General features: G+C 39.6%; 21 protein-coding genes. 12 read left to right on the plus strand and 9 right to left on the minus strand.

All coding sequences use genetic code 11. The features are described 5' to 3' along the window. Positions 1-8: 8 nt before the first annotated feature. Entirely contained in the window at positions 9-1,367 is a 1,359-nt protein-coding gene (gene phoR, locus B806_RS0108210) for a phosphate regulon sensor histidine kinase PhoR (protein ID WP_002121907.1), read from the plus strand. A 68-nt stretch (positions 1,368-1,435) separates the two neighbouring features. Here phoR and B806_RS0108215 read toward each other — a convergent pair whose 3' ends face one another. Next, positions 1,436-2,632, minus strand: coding sequence for an alpha/beta fold hydrolase (locus B806_RS0108215; RefSeq protein WP_017387598.1), 1,197 nt, complete (start codon positions 2,630-2,632; stop codon positions 1,436-1,438). Between the two features lie 241 nt (positions 2,633-2,873). On the opposite strand from B806_RS0108215, the gene B806_RS0108220 reads away from it, so the two are divergent. After that, a complete protein-coding gene (locus B806_RS0108220) occupies positions 2,874-3,632 on the plus strand; it encodes an AcfC family putative adhesin (RefSeq protein ID WP_017387599.1) in 759 nt (252 codons plus the stop codon). Positions 3,633-3,703: 71 nt separating this feature from the next. Here B806_RS0108220 and B806_RS0108225 read toward each other — a convergent pair whose 3' ends face one another. The 5 genes from B806_RS0108225 to pncB form a co-directional block, all read right to left on the minus strand. Beyond that, positions 3,704-4,123: a hypothetical protein gene (locus tag B806_RS0108225; RefSeq protein ID WP_017387600.1), complete on the minus strand. Its 420-nt coding sequence runs from the start codon at positions 4,121-4,123 to the stop codon at positions 3,704-3,706. Between the two features lie 130 nt (positions 4,124-4,253). Further along, complete coding sequence (locus B806_RS0108230) at positions 4,254-5,474, minus strand: acetamidase/formamidase family protein (protein ID WP_017387601.1); 1,221 nt, start codon at positions 5,472-5,474, stop codon at positions 4,254-4,256. Positions 5,475-5,903: 429 nt separating this feature from the next. After that, positions 5,904-6,755, minus strand: a complete 852-nt coding sequence (gene asd, locus B806_RS0108235) for an archaetidylserine decarboxylase (RefSeq protein WP_017386156.1) — start codon at positions 6,753-6,755, stop codon at positions 5,904-5,906. Continuing rightward, complete coding sequence (locus tag B806_RS0108240; RefSeq protein ID WP_017386157.1) at positions 6,752-7,600, minus strand: rhodanese-like domain-containing protein; 849 nt, start codon at positions 7,598-7,600, stop codon at positions 6,752-6,754. The genes asd and B806_RS0108240 overlap by 4 nt, the downstream gene beginning before the upstream one ends. Positions 7,601-7,747: 147 nt before the next feature. Beyond that, complete coding sequence (gene pncB / locus B806_RS0108245; RefSeq protein WP_005078724.1) at positions 7,748-8,962, minus strand: nicotinate phosphoribosyltransferase; 1,215 nt, start codon at positions 8,960-8,962, stop codon at positions 7,748-7,750. 168 nt (positions 8,963-9,130) lie between these two features. Between pncB and dtd the strand changes: the two genes are divergently transcribed. After that, positions 9,131-9,574 carry a D-aminoacyl-tRNA deacylase gene (gene dtd, locus B806_RS0108250; RefSeq protein ID WP_017402858.1) on the plus strand — a complete coding sequence of 148 codons (444 nt, stop codon included), beginning with the start codon at positions 9,131-9,133 and terminating at the stop codon, positions 9,572-9,574. A gap of 44 nt (positions 9,575-9,618) precedes the next feature. Here dtd and B806_RS0108255 read toward each other — a convergent pair whose 3' ends face one another. Both B806_RS0108255 and aciT read right to left on the minus strand, forming a co-directional pair. Continuing rightward, positions 9,619-10,098, minus strand: a complete 480-nt coding sequence (locus B806_RS0108255; protein ID WP_002119134.1) for a hypothetical protein — start codon at positions 10,096-10,098, stop codon at positions 9,619-9,621. Positions 10,099-10,349: 251 nt separating this feature from the next. Continuing rightward, complete coding sequence (gene aciT / locus B806_RS0108260; protein ID WP_002119105.1) at positions 10,350-10,685, minus strand: ciprofloxacin tolerance protein AciT; 336 nt, start codon at positions 10,683-10,685, stop codon at positions 10,350-10,352. A 113-nt stretch (positions 10,686-10,798) separates the two neighbouring features. Here aciT and B806_RS20215 point away from each other — a divergent pair, with 113 nt between their 5' ends. After that, complete coding sequence (locus B806_RS20215) at positions 10,799-11,071, plus strand: hypothetical protein (protein ID WP_025465982.1); 273 nt, start codon at positions 10,799-10,801, stop codon at positions 11,069-11,071. Between the two features lie 23 nt (positions 11,072-11,094). Here B806_RS20215 and serB read toward each other — a convergent pair whose 3' ends face one another. Beyond that, positions 11,095-12,318 (minus strand): phosphoserine phosphatase SerB, encoded by a 1,224-nt coding sequence (gene serB, locus B806_RS0108270; protein WP_005804373.1) that lies wholly within the window; start codon positions 12,316-12,318, stop codon positions 11,095-11,097. A gap of 59 nt (positions 12,319-12,377) precedes the next feature. Between serB and B806_RS0108275 the strand changes: the two genes are divergently transcribed. The 8 genes from B806_RS0108275 to glmS all read left to right on the plus strand — a co-directional run bounded on the left by B806_RS0108275 (position 12,378) and on the right by glmS (position 20,641). Further along, positions 12,378-13,685, plus strand: coding sequence for a hypothetical protein (locus tag B806_RS0108275; RefSeq protein WP_079381108.1), 1,308 nt, complete (start codon positions 12,378-12,380; stop codon positions 13,683-13,685). 240 nt (positions 13,686-13,925) lie between these two features. Beyond that, on the plus strand, positions 13,926-15,047 hold the full coding sequence (ribBA, locus tag B806_RS0108280; RefSeq protein WP_002119278.1) for a bifunctional 3,4-dihydroxy-2-butanone-4-phosphate synthase/GTP cyclohydrolase II: 1,122 nt from the start codon (positions 13,926-13,928) through the stop codon (positions 15,045-15,047). 11 nt (positions 15,048-15,058) lie between these two features. Then, positions 15,059-15,529 carry a 6,7-dimethyl-8-ribityllumazine synthase gene (ribE, locus tag B806_RS0108285; RefSeq protein WP_002119264.1) on the plus strand — a complete coding sequence of 157 codons (471 nt, stop codon included), beginning with the start codon at positions 15,059-15,061 and terminating at the stop codon, positions 15,527-15,529. A gap of 3 nt (positions 15,530-15,532) precedes the next feature. Continuing rightward, a complete protein-coding gene (gene nusB, locus B806_RS0108290) occupies positions 15,533-15,982 on the plus strand; it encodes a transcription antitermination factor NusB (protein ID WP_002119137.1) in 450 nt (149 codons plus the stop codon). 16 nt (positions 15,983-15,998) lie between these two features. Next, positions 15,999-16,916: a thiamine-phosphate kinase gene (gene thiL / locus B806_RS0108295; protein WP_017386161.1), complete on the plus strand. Its 918-nt coding sequence runs from the start codon at positions 15,999-16,001 to the stop codon at positions 16,914-16,916. After that, complete coding sequence (locus tag B806_RS0108300; protein WP_017386162.1) at positions 16,894-17,409, plus strand: phosphatidylglycerophosphatase A; 516 nt, start codon at positions 16,894-16,896, stop codon at positions 17,407-17,409. The genes thiL and B806_RS0108300 overlap by 23 nt, the downstream gene beginning before the upstream one ends. A 16-nt stretch (positions 17,410-17,425) precedes the next feature. Further along, positions 17,426-18,790, plus strand: a complete 1,365-nt coding sequence (gene glmU, locus B806_RS0108305) for a bifunctional UDP-N-acetylglucosamine diphosphorylase/glucosamine-1-phosphate N-acetyltransferase GlmU (RefSeq protein WP_017402859.1) — start codon at positions 17,426-17,428, stop codon at positions 18,788-18,790. 12 nt (positions 18,791-18,802) lie between these two features. Continuing rightward, complete coding sequence (gene glmS, locus B806_RS0108310) at positions 18,803-20,641, plus strand: glutamine--fructose-6-phosphate transaminase (isomerizing) (RefSeq protein WP_017386164.1); 1,839 nt, start codon at positions 18,803-18,805, stop codon at positions 20,639-20,641. The last annotated feature ends 15 nt before the right edge of the window (positions 20,642-20,656 follow it).

Consider the following 20,656-nt stretch of genomic DNA (forward strand, 5'->3'; position numbering starts at 1 on the left):
CAAGATTTATGTATGAACCCTACCCCGTCCCTGAACAGGTACGTGAACAAAAGCTTTCTCGCTACAGTAGTTTATGGACGTTTGCCAAACAAGATTTACGGCTTTTATTATTTTTTCTAATTATTGCCGGTTTAGTCGGTTTCGGTATTGGGTATTTCTGGAGCTGTATTTTTATCGCCTTCGTGGTGTTTTTTACACTCCAGTTGCGTTCTTTATATCTGGTCAATGACTGGATTGCGAATAAACCTTATGACGTTCCTCCAAACCTTAACGGGATTTGGGGGGCATTGTTATTTAATGTTTACCGTGCCCAGCGTCAGGAACGAATTGTTCAGGCGGAAATGGTCGGTTTAATTGACCGGGCTCAGTCTTCATTAGTTGCTCTTGCTGAAGCCGTTGTTCTGATTGACGATCAACATCAAATCGAATGGTGGAACCCAGCTGCGGAACGTTTGTTAGGAATCAGCCCTCTCGATCGTGGTCGTAACTTATTAACCATTTTACGTCAGCCTACTTTTATTGAATATTTTAACAATATTGATCAGGCACCTGATGGAATTAAGCTTCACTCAAATTTTGATGATGACCGTTATGTGCAGGTTAAACTCACAAGATTTGGTGGAGAAAGTCGTTTATTGGTGGCTTACGATGTGACTCGTATGCACAACCTTGAGCAAATGCGTAAAGACTTCGTCGATAATATTTCTCATGAACTTCGTACGCCATTAACCGTACTCAGTGGTTATATTGAAACCTTTACAGATCAGGAAGATATTAGCCCACGCTGGAAACGTGCATTTGACCAGATGCAATCACAAACCAAGCGTATGAATGCGTTGGTTAATGATTTACTGCTGTTATCGAATTTAGAAAATAACAAGAAAATTGCAAAAAACCAGATTATTGAAATGCCGAGTTTAATGAATCAACTTTTTGATGATGCTCAGGCCTACAATGCCGATTATGGACACACGCTCAATTTACATATTGATAGCCACTGCGACCTGATTGGTTCCGACATGGAAATTGCCAGCGCGTTTAGTAACTTAATTACCAATGCCATCAAGTACACGCCAAAAGGTGGAACCATTACGATTGGTTGGCATGATGATGGTGAACATGCTTACTTTAGCGTGCAAGACACGGGCATTGGAATTAATCCTAAACATTTGCCACGACTGACCGAACGCTTTTATCGTGTGGATAGCGACCGTAGTCGTCAAACAGGTGGTACAGGTTTAGGCTTGGCGATTGTAAAACATGTGCTGATGCAACACGGCGCTTATTTAGATGTACAGTCTAAAGAAAACGAAGGATCAACATTTACCGCAGTTTTTCCAAAAGAAAGACTCTATAACATGACCTAAATTTGCCCCTCCTACATTTAAAAAGCCGACTCATGAAAAGTCGGCTTTTTTGTAGCATTTAAACCAATTTACTTAGAATTCGAGCAATACGATTTTGTCTGATTTTTCTCTATGACATTTAAAAAGTGAGTGGCAAAAGTATTACTTTGACGCAGTGCATCACGGTGATCTCCACCATCAATCGTTTGATAAATAGTTGGTTTTTTTAATTTACATAGCTGTTGGTAATAAGCAGATGTCCCTCTAGGGTCGACTAAATGATCTTTAGAGCCTTGAACAATCATTAATGGTACGGTAGGCACCATATTTTCAATCGACTGTTGTTTTAGATAAGCCAAAAGAGGTTTTAAGTCTGCATTAGGGCGAAATATGCTAGAGGGAGATTTTTTCAAATCAGATTGAAGTTCAGATAAACAGCGACTACGCGCTTGAGTTAGCACCGTGTTCATTTCTGCACTGACTAAGTTTTCAGGAACAATGCTTGGTTCTGCTGCTTGTGCTCCCAATAACACAATTGGGAAAAATGCTGCCACACTTGGTTCTGGGTTTGGATTACTCTGCACATATTCTGCAATGCCTTCATACTGATAGCCGCCTGGCGCAAGAGCGATCGCCCCTTTTAAATCTAGTTCGGGAGCATCTTTTTGACCATAAGCAGACACTGCAATTGCCGCAGCCCCGCCTTGACTATGCCCCATTACCAACCACTGTTTATTGAAGTCTTTTGGCTTGAGCATATGTAATGCACGCACTGCATCAACCACTGTATGCAGCTGGCTCTTTGCATTCATATAGGGATGTGCGCCTAATGTACCTAAACCTTGATAATCAGGTGCAACAACTGCATAGCCACGTGCAAGCCAACCATCTAAAGCTTTGGAAGCAACTTCCTGATATGAATGAACTGGTCCACCGGCATAATCACCCGAAGGTGCACAAGTATCAGCAACCCCAGTCGTACCATGCGCCCAAGCAAGTATCGGCCAGCCATTTTTTGGTGGCGTTCCTTTTGGTAATAAAATAAAAGCCGATGCAACAATAGGTTCGCCCTGAATACCTCGACTACGATAATTTACTAATAAGCGCTGATCTGCATGAGGAAACAAATCCGTCACAGCTTGCTGTTCTAGCGACAATATTGAACCCGGTTTTTCGCTCACAATTTGCTTACCCAAATCTGTAATTGGAGCAGCCATAGCAGAACCAGATGCCAAACAAATACTGCTAAATAAAATTTTTAAAAAAGAATTACTTTTTCTAATCAAGGGATTACTCCTCTATTATTTACATTACATCTATTTAAATAATTAATTTATAAAATATAAATTACCATAGAATCTTCTATATTTATATTCAACTCAAAATAATTTACATTTATATAGTCTCTTAAAATCTCATTAAATATATTTTAAAGAATATGTATTATAAATATCGTTGCAAAAATTAATCCAATTTTAATAATAAAAAATATATGCTGATATTTTCTTAATTACGATAGCTATTAAAATGCCAAAACAAAAATTTATACCCTACCTGATTTACCTTATTCTCGGTTCTCTATCTATCCATAGTTTTGCAGATGTACAAGTATATGGTCCGGGTGGCCCAGCACCCGCTATGAAAGAAGCCGCCAAACAATTCACCAATAAGACAGGAATAGCAGTTCATGTGACTTCTGGACCTACTGCTCAATGGTCTGAAAAGGCGAAACTAGATGCAGATGTTATTTATAGTGGTTCCGAAGCCATGATGTCTGATTTTGAAAATGCTTTTTCTGAGCAAATTATAAAAGACTCGGTAGAACCTTTATATTTACGCCCTGCAACCATTTTAGTACGCAAAGGAAATCCTAAAAATATTAAAGGATTTAAAGACCTTGCTAAATCTGGCGTTAAAGTTTTAGTTACCCATGGTGCGGGTCAAGTCGGTATGTGGGAAGATATCGCTGGCAGAACCGGAAATATTCAATTAACAAAAGCTTTTCGAAAAAATATTGCCACCTATGCAGCCAACACAGGTATTGCCAAGAAAAAATGGGAAGAAAATAGCAGCTATGATGCTTGGTTAGTCTTTAATATTTGGGGAATCAGTAACCCGGACGTTGGACAAATTATCCCTATCGAACCAGAGCTAGTTGTCTATCGCGACACAGGTGTAGCCTTGACTAAACATAGTTTAAAAGATGACGAGGCTAAACGTTTTGTAGATTTTCTATCTTCACAACAAGGCAATACTATTTTCAAAAAATATGGTTGGACTAAATAATTAAAAAGGGAGCCAAGCTCCCTTTTATTTTTTAAAATTATTCACTCTAGTTCACCTAGAATATATTCGTTTCAAATTAAATATACGCCTGCGGCATATAAAGCGCCGAGTATTAAACAAAAGGCTGAGCTGACGTACCAAAATAAATCACTATTACCAACAAATTTTGACTTTAACCATGGAAAAGCAAAACCACGGATAAGAAAAACCGCTGCAACAAGCGACAAAATAATTTTGGTAAAAGGTAATATCTGTATTCCCTTTGCTGCAAAGAAGGCATATGTAGCACATACTGTTAGAATTAATCCCACAGTTATAGCTGTAAAATTAGGATACCAGTGTCCTCTTTCAACCATCTGGACAATACTTTTACCAGCCCCTAAAAACCGAAAACCATTTGCTCCCCAGAACACACAAACAAAATGAAGTAATGCGGCACAGAATGTTAATAGTGCAGCCAGATATAGTAGAACATTAGGAAGTGATTGCATTAGATTTTATACTAATCAATATATGTGAGATTTATTATACTTAATTATAAAATATATAAAACTTATAAATAGTTAAAATAAAATTAACTTGGTATTTAATATTTTAAATACCAAGCTTAGGTCATCTCAATTATTTACTCTCAAACTCTTTAAAATCAGCTTTTCTGATTTTTGCATGGATCCCTTTGGTTTTATCTACCACTTGTGAAACTTCAAAATCAGTCGCGGCACTTAAATAAGCATACGCTGTCGCTTCATCAATACCGTATTCTTGGTTTAAGAAACGAATGGCTTCACGTGTAGATTTCTTCATCGCTTCATCAAGATCTTCATCAAGTCCTGGTGTAATCCAAAACTCAGCATTTTCAGCTAAAGGTTGTTTTAGCTCTTTGCCCGGTATTTTGTCCTTACCTGCTTTGAGTAAGGTAAATTTCAGTGTGGCGCGGGCTGAAGCTTCTAGTGCCGTTAATGCCACTTCCCCATCGCCTTGCGCGAAATGACTATCACCCGTATAGAATAATGCACCTTTAACCTGAACAGGATAATACGCAGTTGAACCTGTACCTAGTTCATTAATATCAATATTTCCGCCATACATTGCAGGTGGTACAGAGTGAACAGGCTCAGACGTATTGGCTGCTACCCCCATAATTCCCATAAAAGGATAGAGCGGAAAACGTATTGATTTACCAGATTCTGTTTTTAATACACCTTCGTACTCACCTTTAGCATTTTTTTCGATTGGGGTGAAAATCGATACATTTCCATAACGTTCAGGATGCTCAGCCGATGCATTTTCTTGCTTTGCTTTTTTAGGAAACTCCCCTACTAAAGCACCTTTACCATGTCGATTTGAAATCACACCGTAAGGAACACGTGGCTCAACTTTAAGTACTTCAACTTTCAGAATATCACCGGGCTGTGCACCTTCAATTGCAACAGGGCCTGTCACAATATGCGGCCCATCTTTATGAAAATCATGCTTTAAATTTGACTGCGTAATTGTTTTTGCATCTTCCAAGATTTCATTAGATTTGACACCCTTCGATTTAAAGAACTTTTCAGCATTACGCCCTTGGTCTTCAAGCAAACCTTCATGAGAAACCGTATCAAATGTTACGACACTACCCGACGGAACAGTAAGCACGGGTTTAGCATCTCGATTTGGTAAATAGCCCCATGTAATGGTATTTAAAGTAGATGGAACATAATAATTACCTTTATATTCCCCAGTTTGAAGTTGAGTAGGCTGTTTTGAAATTTGATTTAAAACTTTAAAATCATTGGCATGAGTGAGTGAAATACAAAGTACAGATAAAACTGAAGCTGTCAGACATTTAACTTTTAACATGATTTCAGAACCTAAAAAAAATATGAAAATTACAGTAAGGTCCTGAATAGTTAGCAAGCATTGTGCCAAGGCTAAAGTTGTGTAATATCTAAAAAGCGCTTCATGCTTATAAAAAAACTAAATAATTTTTTAGATTTAATAACTTATCTTCAAATAAAATTAAAACCTCGACTTAAGTCTAACTTAAATATTTCATTCTATTTTTATTTATTAATTTTCAATCATATTAATATTTTTGCTCTTTTCAGATACATATTTATAGACTAGCTTATATAACGTACTCATTTAGATCACTTAATAATAATTATATTTCCATATAATATAAATCCAAACATAATTATATATTTTACTTTTATATAATTTAAATCAAAAAAAACCCTGAATAATTAAAGTCAGGGTTTACTTGTTTTTAGGAAGCAATATAACGGACTAAACGGCATGTCCCATGCGCTCGCCCATTACAACTACAGACTCAGCTTTAAAACGTTGTTCCCATTCGATCTTATCTTTTTCAAATAAAATAACGGCTGTAGAACCTAAATAAAAACGTCCAAGCTCAGCACCTTTCTCTAGCTTTAACTGATGATGTTGTAATTCGATACGGCCTGAAGGTTTTACCTTGCCTGTTGCCACAGTTTCAATACCAGCAACAATCATCGCACCTACTAGAACAACAGCCATACGGCCAAGTTCAGTATCGAACAAACACACCATGCGTTCATTACGAGCAAATAATCCAGGTACATTTTCAGCAGTGACCTGATTTACCGAAAATAGCTCGCCTGGCACATATAATGTTTCTGTTAATGTCCCTGCAAATGGCATATGAACACGATGGTAATCACGCGGTGATAAATAAACTGTCGCGAACTCACCGTCTTGGAATGGTTGAGCAAGTTGTGGATCGCCAATGAGTTTCTCTACAGAGAAACTTTGACCTTTTGCTTGAAATACTTCACCCGCAGTGATCTTACCAATTTGGGAAATTGCGCCATCTGCTGGGGACACGATGCTATCTGCATTTTCATCAATCAGACGTACACCTTCTTTTAATGCACGGGTAAAAAAGTCATTAAAAGATTTATATTTCAGTGCATTGCCTTGTTCAGCAATCGATAAGTCAATCCCATATTTAGCTTTAAACGCATGAATAACAGCGTTTTTCACAACTGGATTTTCACTCGCAGCAACTTTACCTACCACACGGCTCAATTGATGCTGTGGTACAAGGTTTTGTGCCTTAATAAATAATTCTTTTTTTAATCGAGATGTGAAACTCACGACGGTGATTCTCCAGTAATAATAGGACTATCGAGGCGATTGCCCCATTCACTCCACGCACCATCATAGGCTTTTGCTTCCCAGCCCAAGAGTCTAGCCAGAATATAGGCCAAACCGGAACGGTGATGTGACTGGCAGTACACAACTACAGGTTGTTGTAAATCGAACCCAAGTTGTTCAAGGCGCTGCCGCGTGCGTTCAAGCGGATGCAATTTTAGATGATTTTGACGATTAAGTGCAGTACTCCATTCAAAATGGAGGGCATTTGGAATGTGACCGCCGCGTCGCGCTGCTAAACGGACACCACTATATTCATCACTCGTCCGGCAATCCCACAGTTGCACACTTTCTTGCTCAACTTGTTTGCGTAGCTCTTCATAGTTCACACGGAACTGAGCGGCATGTGATAAATCAATTTGAATTAAGTCTGTAACAGGAGAAATTTTTTCAACTTCTGCTGTAGTTGGTAAGCCTGCACCTAACCATGCATGGATACCGCCGTTAATTAAACTGGTACGGGTAAATCCTAGGCAATGCAAATTCCAGATTAAACGCCCAGCCCATGCACCACCTTCATCGTCATAAACTACAACATGATGATTAGGTGAAATATTCAATTTTTCAATAAGTGCTTGCAAACCCGCTTCATCTGGCAAAATACCAGTGGCTTCTTCTTGTTGAGCCACTAACCATTTAGGCTGTAAATGAATGGCATGTGGAATATGGAGTTGTTCATAAACCGATGCACGGCTCAAATCTATAATGCGAATATATTCATTGCCTAAATAAGGCACTAATTCTTCTGCTTCTATTAATAAATCGAGTTTAAAATCAGGGAATGTCATCGTCATGGTTTCTTTTTATACCAGCTTATTTTCAATCTTAGCATAAGCATATATCTAACAAACTCTGATTTTCTGCTACGCTTTAGCAGAAAATCAGATATCAGCATTCTCACTTTTAAAAATAAAAATAGCGAGACTACTTTTTACTTAAACCACTTCTTCAAGTTCTTCGATTTCAAAAACCTGACGTAAATAGGCCAAGAAAGTATCGTTGTCAGTCATGGTTTTACCCGGACTATCAGAGATCTTCGCAACTGACTGACCATTACATTCAACCAGTTTCAACACAATATTCAGTGGCTTTTGCCCCATGTCGTTGGTTAAATTAGTTCCAATACCAAAACTCACCTGAAAACGATCTTTAAAGTATTGATGTAATTCCCATGCCTTTGGCAAATTAAGGCCATCACTAAATGTCAGCATTTTGGTTTTGGTATCAATTTTTAATTTACGATAGTGCGCATAAGCCTTATCACCCCATTCATACGGGTCGCCACTGTCATGACGTAAACCATCAAATAGTTTGGCAAAATACAGGTCAAAATCACGTAAGAAAGCGTCCATCCCTACCACATCGGTTAGGGCAATTCCTAAATCTCCACGGTACTCTTGCACCCACGTTTCTAAAGCAGCTTTTTGGAAATCACGCAAACGTACATCAAGTGCCTGAAATGCTTGTAGGAATTCATGTGCCATGGTCCCGATCGGTGTAATGTTAAGCTCTTTAGCCAGCAACACATTACTTGTACCCCGGAACACATTTGGTACAGTTTTATGAAATGCCGCTACGACATGTTTTTGCCAAGCAAAGCTATAACGACGACGTGTACCAAAATCAGAAACTAAAAACGGTGGATCATTTGGCTGTTGAGATTTTTCATATTGCTGAATCAAATCGAGTTTTGCTTGTAATCGGCGTTCGCCTTCGGCCCAAACTTGATCTGTTTTGATACGGCTAAAATACAACTCGTTTACAATGGCTAGAACAAAAATCTCGAACATCATCGCCTGAACCATCGGTCCTTCAATATGAATATCTAATCGACCTTCTGCGTCAATGCTAGCCTGAATAAAACGACGTTTGAGTTGGAATAACTCTAAGTAATCGACAAAGTCGCTTTTAATAAATCGTAATTTTCGTAAATATTGTAGCTCGTCTTCTTTATATTTGAGATTACATAAATGGTCGAGTTGCTCGTTTAAGTCATCCAAAATATCCACTAATGGGTAGACTGTATCTTCTAAGTTTCTGCAACGAAAATGATAGACACTATGTGTTTGCGGGAATTTATGCAGAACCACTTGTAGCATCGTAAATTTGTACAAGTCTGTATCTAGTAAAGAATGGATAATTGGAGACATAGTCAATGATTATTCGCTTGCTTCTTAGCATTAAAGCATATTTTTACGGATGAATTACGAGGTTTTATACCATTGTTGCAGTTCCATGAAATTTCCTTTTAAAAATCATTTAATTTAAATTCTGCTAAACTACGTTAATTCAATTAATTATAGAAATTTGCTTTAACTATGCGCGCTTTAATACAACGAGTTCTTGAAGCCAAAGTGGTTGTAGACGGTGAAACTACAGGCGAAATCCAACACGGCCTACTGGTGTTTTTAGGCATTGGCAGAGATGATACTTTGGCTATTGGCCAAAAGCTTATTGATAAAATTTTGAAATATCGAATTTTTGATGATGAACAAGGCAAAATGGGCTGGAATGTATCTCAAGCAAATGGTGGAATCTTGCTTGTGTCACAATTTACCTTGATGGCACAAACACAAAAAGGTTTACGCCCAGACTTTGGTCCAGCCATGCCACCTAGCGACGCAAAAGCGTTATATGAACAATTGGTTGAATATACACATTCTCAATTTAAAAACGTTCAAACTGGAATTTTTGCAGCTGATATGAAAGTTCATTTGATTAATGATGGTCCGGTGACATTCAATCTAGAAGTCGAAGCATAGATATAAAAAAACTCCCATTTTGGGAGTTTTTTTATATCTGGATATTAACGTCCAGTTTTCTCTTTAATAAAAGCACGTGCCTGACGTACTTTATCTTTTACTGGTTTTGGTAACTTAGGCGGAATGAGCTTAGCAACTTGGTTGAACCACACCAATAGGCTGAAGTCACCTTCCATTTTAATGCTACCGTCTTGCATACCCGTCATAAATGCTGTTGGGTCACCTTTGATCAAAGTTTTTACACCTTGCTCACTGTCTGCAAATTGCAAAATAAAATCAGCTTTTTCAGGTGCGCCTGCAACGGTATCAATCTGACCATTATTAATAATGATCTGACGTGCAACACCTAAATCTGTACCGATCTGAATACGGAATGCGCGGTCATGAATCAGTTCAATAAACTTAGGGCTAGTACGCGCCAACTGCTTCATACGCAGCACTAAACCTGCTACCAACAAATCTAATGGGTCTGTACTGACATCAACGAGAGGTAACTTGACTACAGGTATGGAAGAAAGTTTCATGAACATTCACGCCTATTGTATTTTTATGAAAACTTTAGAGCAAAACTTAGCAACGACATACCATTGCCTGTGTTTTATGCATCAATTGATATTTTTTAGCTGGCAACGCAATCTAGATGAAACGTCAACAGACCCATCTATCGTAGCATAACTGGCTATTTTTTAATAAATGCTTTGTATAATAAAAATCACGTTTCGTAAATGAAAAAGGCATGCTGTGCATACCTTTTTACCGTTAGATAACAATTTAATTATCGGCTAGAACATTGCTGCTGATCATCTTCATATACTGGCGTGTGTTCTATATATTGGCGATTTGCCAATGCCTTTTGTGCTTGTTTATCCTCACGTAACAAAATAAATGTAACCATTACCATCGCTAGACTTAATGCAGTTAAATAACTATATGTGACTGGCATTTCAAAAGTGACTTGAACTCCAAAACGGACCACTTCCAATAGCCCCCAAAAGAACATCCCTGCAAGCATAAAACCAAGCCAACGACGGTAAGGAGAAAAGAAAACAGCAACAAGCGCGACAGCAATTAAGCTGAATCCGGCGATAGCGGCAAAATTCGCTGTTACCATAGAAACCTCCGTCTTAATGAAAACGTCTAAAAACATTCGGTCTTTAATACCCGACCTCATTCCAAAAACAACTTTAATTCATGATTTGTGTTGAAGCTTACGATGCATTATGGATGTTTTTTTTTAGAAAAAAAGACCCGTTTTTTCTTAATGCGACATACTTTGTCGCAACATTCTTTTGTCATTACATTTTTGTAAAATTCAAAAAGTTCGATTCCCTATATGGCATCAATTCTGGCGTGTCATTACAAAAAAATATGCTGTTTTTAAGGACCAAAATAAGTTTTTTTCAGATTTTTTTATTGCCTTTTTTCTGTGCAAAATTTTGTCATAACTTGCTTGTTTTTATGACTATTCTGCATAAAAAAAGCGCTACTCTGAAGTAGCGCTTAAAGCTTATCCATATAGGTTAAGCACGATTTAAATCTTTATCATGCATACCGAGTAAATAAAGCACACCATCTAAACCAACACTTGAAATCGCTTGATTTGCGTTTTGGCGTACTAATGGTTTTGCACGATAAGCAACGCCTAAGCCTGCAATCGCAAGCATTGGTAAGTCATTTGCCCCATCGCCTACTGCCATCGCTTGCTCTAGAGAAATCCCCATCTTATTTGCAAGTTCGCGTAATAACTCAGCTTTACGGGCGCCATCTACAATCGCACCTTTTACTTCGCCTGTTACGAAACCGTCTTGCACATCTAAAATGTTAGCGTGAACTTCATCAATACCGAGTTTGCCTTGTAAATATTCAGCAAAATACTGGAATCCACCAGATAAAATTGCCGTTTTATAGCCAAGTGCCTTTAAGGTCGAGATAAGACGCTCTGCACCTTCGGTAATGGTTAAACGCTCTGCAATTTTAGGTAAAACAGCAGCATCAAGCCCTTTTAATAATGCAACACGTGCACGGAAGCTTTGCTGGAAATCAAGCTCACCTTGCATCGCTCTTTCAGTAATTTCAGCAACTTGTGCGCCTACCCCTGCTTCAATCGCCAACTCATCAATCACTTCTTGTTCAATTAATGTTGAGTCCATATCGAAACACACCAGACGGCGGTTACGGCGATAAGCGTTGTCTTCTTGAACAGCAACATCGATATTTAATTCGCTTGAAAGAAGTAAACATGCAGCACGCATGGCTTGTGCATCTAAAGTTGGGCCACTACTTAGACCAAACTGTACACAGGCACGACGTGGGAATGCGCTATCCTTTTCAAAGTCTACACGACCTGATAAACGCGTTACTGTTTCGATGTTAAAGCCTTGGCTAGACACAATTTTTGTAACTGCTTGTAAGTGTGCCGCAGTGAGTTCTGGGGCTAAAGCCGTGACGATATAACGAGTCCGACCACCTTCACTTACCCATTGATCGTATTCTGCGCCCGTGATTGGTTTAAAGCGCACTGTTAAGCCAATATCATGTGCTAAAATCAGAATCTCTTTCATTGCCAATGCGGTCGCAGTTTCATTATCAGAAGCGACCACAATGCCTAATGTAAGTTGATTATGAATAACAGCCTGACCTACATCCAGTATTTGCAATGAATGTACGGATAGTACTTGCATTAATCGGGTAAACTGGTTTGGTTGGTCCGGTCCTAAAAAGGATATAAGAATGATTTCTCGCATGAATTGACTCTAGTCTGAGTGACAACTATTGTAAGAATCATAATCGAATTTCAATATAATTGCCTTGGAAGTTTAACTTGATTGCGCCTAGACAAGGGCTATTTGCTAGCCTACTGATCGTTAGTTTTGCATTGCATACCTTTTTATTGGTCATTGCAACGACACACCAGCTTAATGAAAACCGTGCGAGTCAAGGTCAGCTCATGACCAGTCAGCTCGTTGCAGACAGCTTATCTGAGCTTGAACCTGCTAATACGGTGTCTTTAGCACTGATTGCCAATCGCTATGCGACTAATCCAAGTGTTGCGTCTATTCGCATTCTTGATGCGAACAAACAGGTTCTAGCAACGAGCGGAATTTCAAAAACCCGCCAAGGCGAAATTTTTGCTCGTGATGCCCTTCAAAATGAAAAGAAAGTGGGATCTATCGAAGTTACATTAATTCAGCCAAGTATTGGAGAAATTCTTCGTACTCAATGGCTTGCAATTTTAGCTTCTCTGTTTTTGCATGTTTTATTGTGGCTTGCCTATCGTGCGATTGCTCGTCCAACCCGTAGCGAATATTTGGCACGTATTAATGAAGAAAACCGCTTGAAGCATGAAATTCAGCAGTTAACTCAAGCATTGGCTCTAGAAAAACAAAATACGGTAACTTTGGTTGCACAAGCGCAGCAACAAGCGAAAGCGAAACCAGCAGCTCGCCAACAAGCCGAGAAAACTTCAGATTCAGCTGACCAACATACGTTGGCACTCAATATTCAGTTTTATGACCCTAAACAGTTATTAAGCAGTGTTAACCAATCGGTATCTGTTCCTTATTTCAAACTCTGCCAGCTCTTTTTAAACAAGAGTATTGAGTTATGCGTTAAGCATTATCAATTGAAGCTCACAGATATTGAAGTAGTAGATGAGTTTAATGCCGAAGGCGCGACACTTGCGATTTCAACTTCTCATACGCATGCCGTAGGATGTCTGCTTATGATTGGAACCGTATTCCAACTACTTTCAGATGTTTTATATAAACGTTACCGTGAAGATAAACGCTTTGCGCTACAAACTCGTAGTGCAACGTGTAATGCTGTAGAAGCTATGCAAATCGATGCAAAAGAAGCTGCTCAACGTTTAGCACAACATCTTCACGCTAAAGAGTCTGCTTTATATCTCGAAAATGAACAGCTCAAAGCAATTCAAGACAGCTACCAACTTGTTGCTATGCCAAACCCAAGCAATGTGATGACACGTCATGCATTTATGATCAATGGTATGAATGCAGAATGTGCTGAACTTGCCCAAAATATCCGGACTGAAATTTTAATGGGGAAAAAATCAATTCCACAAAATGATAGTCCAAGTAGTGCAGCTTCATAAAAAGTAACTACGCGCATCAGAACCTAGCCTTTTGGCTAGGTTTTTTTTATTTAAATTCATAGCTTTTATTTAAAAATACTCCATTTTCTTATGATTTATTTGTATAAATAAATCTCGATCTATTCTTAGAGGTCACAAATTTGGATAAATCAGAATCATAGGCAAAATTCTCTAAACAGCGTAAACTATGCGAAATTTATTAAATAGAAATTGTCTTACGACAAAAAAAGGTGAAAGCGAATGCCGCTGAGTCGTGTTGAAGATCTTGTCGCCGATATTCGTGCAGGCAAAATGGTTATTTTGATGGATGACGAAGATCGCGAAAATGAAGGTGATCTTGTCATTGCAGCAACGCATGTTCGTCCTGAAGATATTAACTTCATGATTACCCATGCACGTGGTCTAGTTTGCCTAACGCTAAGCCGTGAGCGCTGTAAACAGTTAAACCTTCCGTTGATGGTTGACCAAAACGGTGCTCAGCACAGTACAAACTTTACCTTATCAATTGAAGCCGCTGAAGGGATTACCACGGGTATTTCAGCAGCAGAGCGTGCACATACTATTCAAGCTGCTGTCGCAGCGCATGCAAAACCAACTGATATCGTACAGCCGGGCCATATTTTCCCGTTAATGGCTCAACCAGGCGGTGTTTTACATCGTGCAGGCCATACCGAAGCAGGTTGTGATTTAGCACGTTTAGCAGGCCTTGAACCAGCGTCTGTCATTTGTGAAATCATCAATGAAGATGGCACAATGGCACGCCGTGCAGATTTAGAAATTTTTGCCGAGAAGCATGGCTTAAAAATTGGTACAATTGCGGACTTGATTCACTACCGTATGACCAATGAGCAAACGGTTGAGCGTCTAGATCAAAAAACCATTCAAACAGAATATGGTTCATTTGAACTTTATCGTTATCGTGAGATTGGTAACCCGGACATTCATTTGGCTTTAGTTAAAGGCGAGCCAAAAGAAGGTGTTACAACAGTACGTGTGCATGGTTTTAGTCCAATTCGCGATTTGCTTAAGCTAAATAAAGCTGATGGTGAACCTGCGTGGAACTTAGACCGTGCACTACAGACGATTGCAGCGAGTGATCGCGGTGTTTTAGTCTGGATCGGACAAGATCATTTGCAAGACTTGGGACCAGCGTTGGATGATTTAAATAAGCCAAAACCGGTGAAATCCAATGCAGCACTTTCACATCAATATCAAACTATTGGTGTCGGTGCTCAAATTTTGCGTGATTTAGGTGTTGAAAAAATGAAGCTTCTTAGCTCACCATTACGTTTCAATGCCTTATCTGGCTTTAATTTAGAAGTAGTGGAATATGTCACTGCTGATCAAATCACAACGAAATAATCGAGGTTGCTATGGCAATTCGCCGTATTGAAGGTTTATTACATCTCGCAAGCGAAGGTCGTTATGCGATTTTAGTGGGTCGTTTCAACAGCTTTGTTGTTGAACACTTATTGGATGGTGCAATCGACACATTAAAACGTCACGGTGTAAATGAAGATAACATTACTGTTATTCATGCTCCTGGCGCATGGGAACTCCCGATTGTTGCTAAAAAATTAGCTACATCAAACCAGTTTGATGCCATTATCGCACTTGGCGCAGTTATTCGTGGTAGCACACCACACTTTGACTTCGTTGCAGGTGAATGTGCAAAAGGTTTAGGTGTAGTGGCGTTAGAAAGCAGCTTGCCTGTCATCAATGGTGTATTAACTACTGATAGCATCGAGCAAGCCATCGAACGTTCAGGTACAAAAGCAGGAAACAAAGGTAGCGAAGCTGCATTGACTGCTATTGAAATGGTTAATTTATTAAAGGCAATTTAAAGCATGTCTCAAACACTGCAAGCCGCTTATGCAGCAAAACGTAAAGCACGTCGTTTTGCTGTACAAGGTATTTATGAGTGGCAAATGAGTCACAACCCTGTACATGAAATCGAAGCACGTACCCGTGCTGAAAATGCAATGCACAAGGTAGACTTAAACTACTATCACGAACTGTTAACACAAGTGATTGCACAGCACGAAGATCTTGATGCATTACTTATTCCGGTTCTTGACCGTGAACTTAGTGCACTTGATGGTGTAGAGCTAGCAACATTACGCTTGGGTGCTTACGAGTTACGTGATCATTTAGAAGTACCTTACCGAGTAGTTCTAGATGAAGCTATTGAACTCGCTAAACACTTTGGTGGAGCAGATAGCCATAAATATATTAATGGCGTTCTAGATCGTTTAAGTTCAACACTACGTAGTGCTGAAAAACAACAAGCAAACTAATAGGTTTGAAGTTGATATGGCTGAGTTTTCTATTATTGACCAGTACTTTAACAGACAATCTTACACAGATGTCACCTTGGGTATTGGAGATGACTCAGCCTTAATTACCCCTCCCGTAAACCAACAATTGGTGATCTGTGCAGATACACTCGTTGCTGGACGTCACTTCCCTCTTGATACTTCTGCCCATGCAATTGGCTGGAAAAGCGTAGCTGTCAATCTTTCAGATATTGCAGCAATGGGGGCAAAACCGCATAGTATTTTACTGGCGCTCAGCCTACCTACAATTGATCATGAATGGCTTGAAGGATTCAGTCAGGGAATTTATGACTGCTGTAATCAATTTGGGGTTGCTCTGATTGGTGGAGACACGACCCAAGGCCCTCATCTCACCATTACCGTCACAGCCATGGGCTGGATTGAAACCGGACAAGCCGTGTTACGTTCAGGTGCCAAAGTCGGTGACTATGTTTGTGTGAGCGGTCAAGTGGGTGACGCCGCATATGGTTTACAGCACCTAGGTCATCCATTACAAAAAAGACTAGACTATCCGACACCACGTTGTCAGCTTGGACAACAGCTGAAGGGATTAGCATCTAGTATGATTGATATTTCTGATGGATTAGCCCAAGATTTAGGTCACATTTTAAAAGCTTCAAAGGTCGGTGCCCGATTACTTTTAGAAAAGTTACCGATTGATTCAACACTACAAGCACTACCAGAACAGCAGCGCTGGCAATATGCTTTGGCCGGTGGTGATGATTACGAGTTATGTTTTACAATAACACCGCAAAATTATGAAAAACTTTTGCAAAAACAACTAGACATTAAGATTACAATGATCGGAGAGATCGTTGAGCAAACACAACTAACTTTTGAGCACTTGGGTTCAGATTACCCATTGCAAATTCATGGATACCAACACTTTGCATAAGCCACCGATTCATTTTAAGGGCATGTCTTGGTTCAACCGCTGCATCGTTTTCTGTGGAGTTGGTTTCGGATCTGGTCTCGCACCTAAAGCTCCCGGTACTTTTGGCTCTGCCTTTGCCCTACTCTTCATTCCAATCTGGTTATCACTTGGCTTTAACTTAAGCTTGATCGCCATTCTCATCATGTCCTTGGTGGGAATTTATATTTGTGGTCAAACTGCAAAAGTTATTGATGTACACGATGATGGTCGAATTGTGTGGGACGAGTTTGCAGGTCAATCTATTACCTTTCTTCCCTTGCTTTATTTACAACAAATGAATTGGATGTGGGTGATTGGGGGATTTATATTATTTCGGATTTTCGATGTTTGGAAACCTTGGCCTATACGCGTTATTGATCGTCAAGTGCATGGTGGTTTTGGTATTATGCTTGACGATATTATTGCCGGTGTATGGGCTGCTCTTTGTACACTAATTATTATCCATTTGAGTTAAATCATTAGAGTTATTCATGTCAACTACCGTCATTATTCTTGCTGCAGGCAAAGGAACGCGTATGCGTTCTCAGCTTCCTAAAGTATTACAACCTTTAGCGGGTCGCCCACTTTTAGGACATGTCATTCAAACAGCAAAAAAAATACACGCAGAAAATATTATTACGATTTATGGACATGGTGGTAACCACGTCAAACAAACTTTTGCACAAGAAAAGATTCAATGGGTTGAACAAGCAGAACAACTAGGTACAGGTCATGCAGTACAAATGACCTTACCCGTACTTCCTAAAGACGGTATTTCATTAATTCTTTATGGTGATGTACCTTTAGTACGTCAAACAACGCTAGAGCAACTTGTTGACGTTTCAAGTAAAACGGGCATTGGCATGATTACTTTACATGTCGATAACCCAACAGGTTATGGTCGTATCGTTCGTCAAGAAGGTAAGATTCAAGCGATTGTTGAGCATAAAGATGCAACAGAAGCTCAGCGTCAGATTCAAGAAATCAACACAGGCATTTACTGTGTTAGCAACGCAAAACTTCATGAGTGGTTGCCTAAACTTTCAAATGAAAATGCGCAAGGCGAATATTATCTAACTGACATCGTAGCAATGGCTGTTGCAGATGGCCTAGAAATCGCATCTATTCAACCAGAACTCGCTTTTGAAGTTGAAGGCGTCAATGACCGCTTACAACTTGCTGCACTTGAACGTGAGTTCCAGCAACAGCAAGCAAAAGAGCTTATGCAACAAGGCGTAACTTTTGCAGACCCTGCACGCTTTGACTTACGCGGTTCTGTGAAAGTTGGACATGACGTTCGTATTGACGTCAATGTGATTATTGAAGGTGACTGTGAACTGGGCGATTTTGTAGAAATTGGCGCTGGATGTATTTTAAAGAACACCAAAATTGCAGCAGGCACTAAAGTTCAAGCCTATAGCGTTTTTGATGGCGCAGTTGTAGGCGAAAATGCTCAAATTGGACCATTTGCACGCTTACGCCCAGGCGCTAAATTGGCAAATGAAGTACATATCGGCAACTTTGTTGAAGTTAAGAACACAACAATTGGATTGGGTAGTAAAGCTAACCATTTCACCTATTTAGGTGATGCAGAAATCGGTGCTGAATCGAATATTGGGGCAGGTACGATTACTTGTAATTACGACGGTGCAAATAAACACAAAACCACTATTGGCGATGCCGTTTTTATCGGTTCTAATAGCTCGCTGGTTGCTCCGGTGACCATTGGGAATGGCGCAACAGTTGGTGCGGGTTCTGTGATTACGAAAGATGTAGCCGAACAAAGTCTCTCCTTTGAACGTGCGCAACAAATTTCAAAAGCAAATTATCAACGTCCCCAAAAGGTTAAAAAATAAGAGGATTGAAGTATGTGTGGTATCGTCGGAGGCGTTGCAGAACGTTGTGTAACCGAGATTTTAATTGAAGGTTTAAAACGTCTTGAATACCGCGGTTATGATTCTGCGGGTGTTGCTTTACTGAATAACCAACAAATTTTACGTGAGCGTCGTGTAGGTAAAGTTATCAATCTTGCCGATGCAGTTGCTGAACACCAGCTTACAGGGGCTATCGGGATCGCACATACCCGTTGGGCAACACACGGTAAACCAACTGAAAATAATGCTCACCCGCATATGTCTGGTAAGGTTGCTGTTGTACATAACGGTATCATTGAAAACTACCAAGAATTAAAAGACGACCTTCAAGCTTTAGGTTATGTTTTTACTTCTCAAACAGATACTGAAGTTGTTGCACACTTAGTTGCTGAAGCTCTAAAAAGCACAGATAGCCTTTTAGATGCTGTTGAAACTGTTGTACCTCAGCTTAAAGGTGCTTACGCGCTAGGTATTATCCACAGCGATTATCCAGATGAACTCATCACTGTACGTGAAGGCTCACCACTCGTGATTGGTGTAGGTATTGGTGAAAACTTTATCAGTTCAGACCAACTTGCACTTTTGCCTGTAACTAACCGCTTTATGTACCTAGAAGAAGGCGATATTGCACGTCTTACTCGTACTTCAATTGAAGTATTTGCAAATGGCGAACGCGTTGAACGTCCAGTAAGAGAGCTTGATGCAACCGTAAGCAGTGCATCAAAAGGTGAATACAAACACTACATGCTCAAAGAAATTTATGAGCAACCAGAAGCAATCAAGCAAACAATTTCTCAAGCGCTTGATGGCAATAGCTTACGTGATGATTTCTTGAAAAATGCCGATGCAGATTTCAACAAAATTCAAAGCGTACAAATCATTGCGTGTGGTACAAGTTACCACTCAGGAATGATTGCGAAATATTGGTTTGAGCAACTGATTGGCGTGCCTTGCCAAGTTGAAATCGCAAGTGAATTCCGCTATCGCACCCCTGTAATTGTTGAAAATACACTTTATATTTGTATTTCACAGTCAGGTGAAACTGCTGATACTTTAGCTGCACTACGTGAAACTCAAAAGCGTGCGAAAGCAAACAATATCGATATTCAGACTTTGACTATCTGTAACGTTGCTACGTCTTCAATGGTTCGTGAAACCGATCATCACTTATTGACGCTTGCTGGTCCTGAGATTGGTGTTGCATCAACTAAAGCGTTCACGACTCAGCTCGCTGCACTTATGTTGTTAATCTTGAAAATTGGTCAAGTTAAACAACGTATTAGCCCTGCTCTTCTTGAAGAAATTACACGTGAGTTATGGCACAGCCCGAAAGTTATTCTTGATACGCTTAAACATGATCCAGAAATTTTGCGTTTGTCTGAATTATTCGTTGAAAAAAATCACTGCTTATTCTTAGGCCGTGGTACGAATTATCCAATCGCATTGGAAGGCGCATTAAAGCTAAAAGAAATTTCATATATTCATGCAGAAGGCTATGCAGCTGGTGAGTTAAAACACGGTCCATTGGCACTTGTTGATAATGAAATGCCAATCGTGATTCTTGCTCCAAATGATGAAATGCTTGATAAGCTCAAATCAAATATGGAAGAAGTTCAGGCACGTGGTGGTGAATTATTCGTTTTCGCTGATGAAAATAGCGGAATCAATGAAAAAGACCGTCAACACGTTGTGCATATTCCAGCAGTAAACGAATGGCTAGCTCCAATTGTTTATAGCGTACCAGTTCAGTTATTGTCTTATCACGTTGCTGTTTTACGTGGAACAGACGTTGACCAGCCACGTAACTTGGCGAAGTCAGTAACTGTAGAGTAATTCAAAAAAGATCAT

The organism is Acinetobacter sp. TG2027, assembly GCF_000302435.1.
Taxonomy (GTDB): Bacteria; Pseudomonadota; Gammaproteobacteria; order Pseudomonadales; family Moraxellaceae; genus Acinetobacter; species Acinetobacter pittii.

What these genes read in the sequence shown, in the direction of transcription:
- phoR (WP_002121907.1), top strand. Translation starts at nt 9, where the DNA reads ATGTATGAACCCTACCCCGTCCCTGAACAGGTACGTGAACAAAAGCTT.
- B806_RS0108220 (WP_017387599.1), top strand. Translation starts at nt 2,874, where the DNA reads ATGCCAAAACAAAAATTTATACCCTACCTGATTTACCTTATTCTCGGT.
- B806_RS0108225 (WP_017387600.1), bottom strand. Translation starts at nt 4,123, where the DNA reads ATGCAATCACTTCCTAATGTTCTACTATATCTGGCTGCACTATTAACA.
- B806_RS0108230 (WP_017387601.1), bottom strand. Translation starts at nt 5,474, where the DNA reads ATGTTAAAAGTTAAATGTCTGACAGCTTCAGTTTTATCTGTACTTTGT.
- B806_RS0108240 (WP_017386157.1), bottom strand. Translation starts at nt 7,600, where the DNA reads ATGACATTCCCTGATTTTAAACTCGATTTATTAATAGAAGCAGAAGAA.
- pncB (WP_005078724.1), bottom strand. Translation starts at nt 8,962, where the DNA reads ATGTCTCCAATTATCCATTCTTTACTAGATACAGACTTGTACAAATTT.
- dtd (WP_017402858.1), top strand. Translation starts at nt 9,131, where the DNA reads ATGCGCGCTTTAATACAACGAGTTCTTGAAGCCAAAGTGGTTGTAGAC.
- B806_RS0108255 (WP_002119134.1), bottom strand. Translation starts at nt 10,098, where the DNA reads ATGAAACTTTCTTCCATACCTGTAGTCAAGTTACCTCTCGTTGATGTC.
- aciT (WP_002119105.1), bottom strand. Translation starts at nt 10,685, where the DNA reads ATGGTAACAGCGAATTTTGCCGCTATCGCCGGATTCAGCTTAATTGCT.
- B806_RS20215 (WP_025465982.1), top strand. Translation starts at nt 10,799, where the DNA reads ATGTTTTTTTTTAGAAAAAAAGACCCGTTTTTTCTTAATGCGACATAC.
- serB (WP_005804373.1), bottom strand. Translation starts at nt 12,318, where the DNA reads ATGCGAGAAATCATTCTTATATCCTTTTTAGGACCGGACCAACCAAAC.
- ribBA (WP_002119278.1), top strand. Translation starts at nt 13,926, where the DNA reads ATGCCGCTGAGTCGTGTTGAAGATCTTGTCGCCGATATTCGTGCAGGC.
- ribE (WP_002119264.1), top strand. Translation starts at nt 15,059, where the DNA reads ATGGCAATTCGCCGTATTGAAGGTTTATTACATCTCGCAAGCGAAGGT.
- nusB (WP_002119137.1), top strand. Translation starts at nt 15,533, where the DNA reads ATGTCTCAAACACTGCAAGCCGCTTATGCAGCAAAACGTAAAGCACGT.
- thiL (WP_017386161.1), top strand. Translation starts at nt 15,999, where the DNA reads ATGGCTGAGTTTTCTATTATTGACCAGTACTTTAACAGACAATCTTAC.
- B806_RS0108300 (WP_017386162.1), top strand. Translation starts at nt 16,894, where the DNA reads ATGGATACCAACACTTTGCATAAGCCACCGATTCATTTTAAGGGCATG.
- glmU (WP_017402859.1), top strand. Translation starts at nt 17,426, where the DNA reads ATGTCAACTACCGTCATTATTCTTGCTGCAGGCAAAGGAACGCGTATG.
- glmS (WP_017386164.1), top strand. Translation starts at nt 18,803, where the DNA reads ATGTGTGGTATCGTCGGAGGCGTTGCAGAACGTTGTGTAACCGAGATT.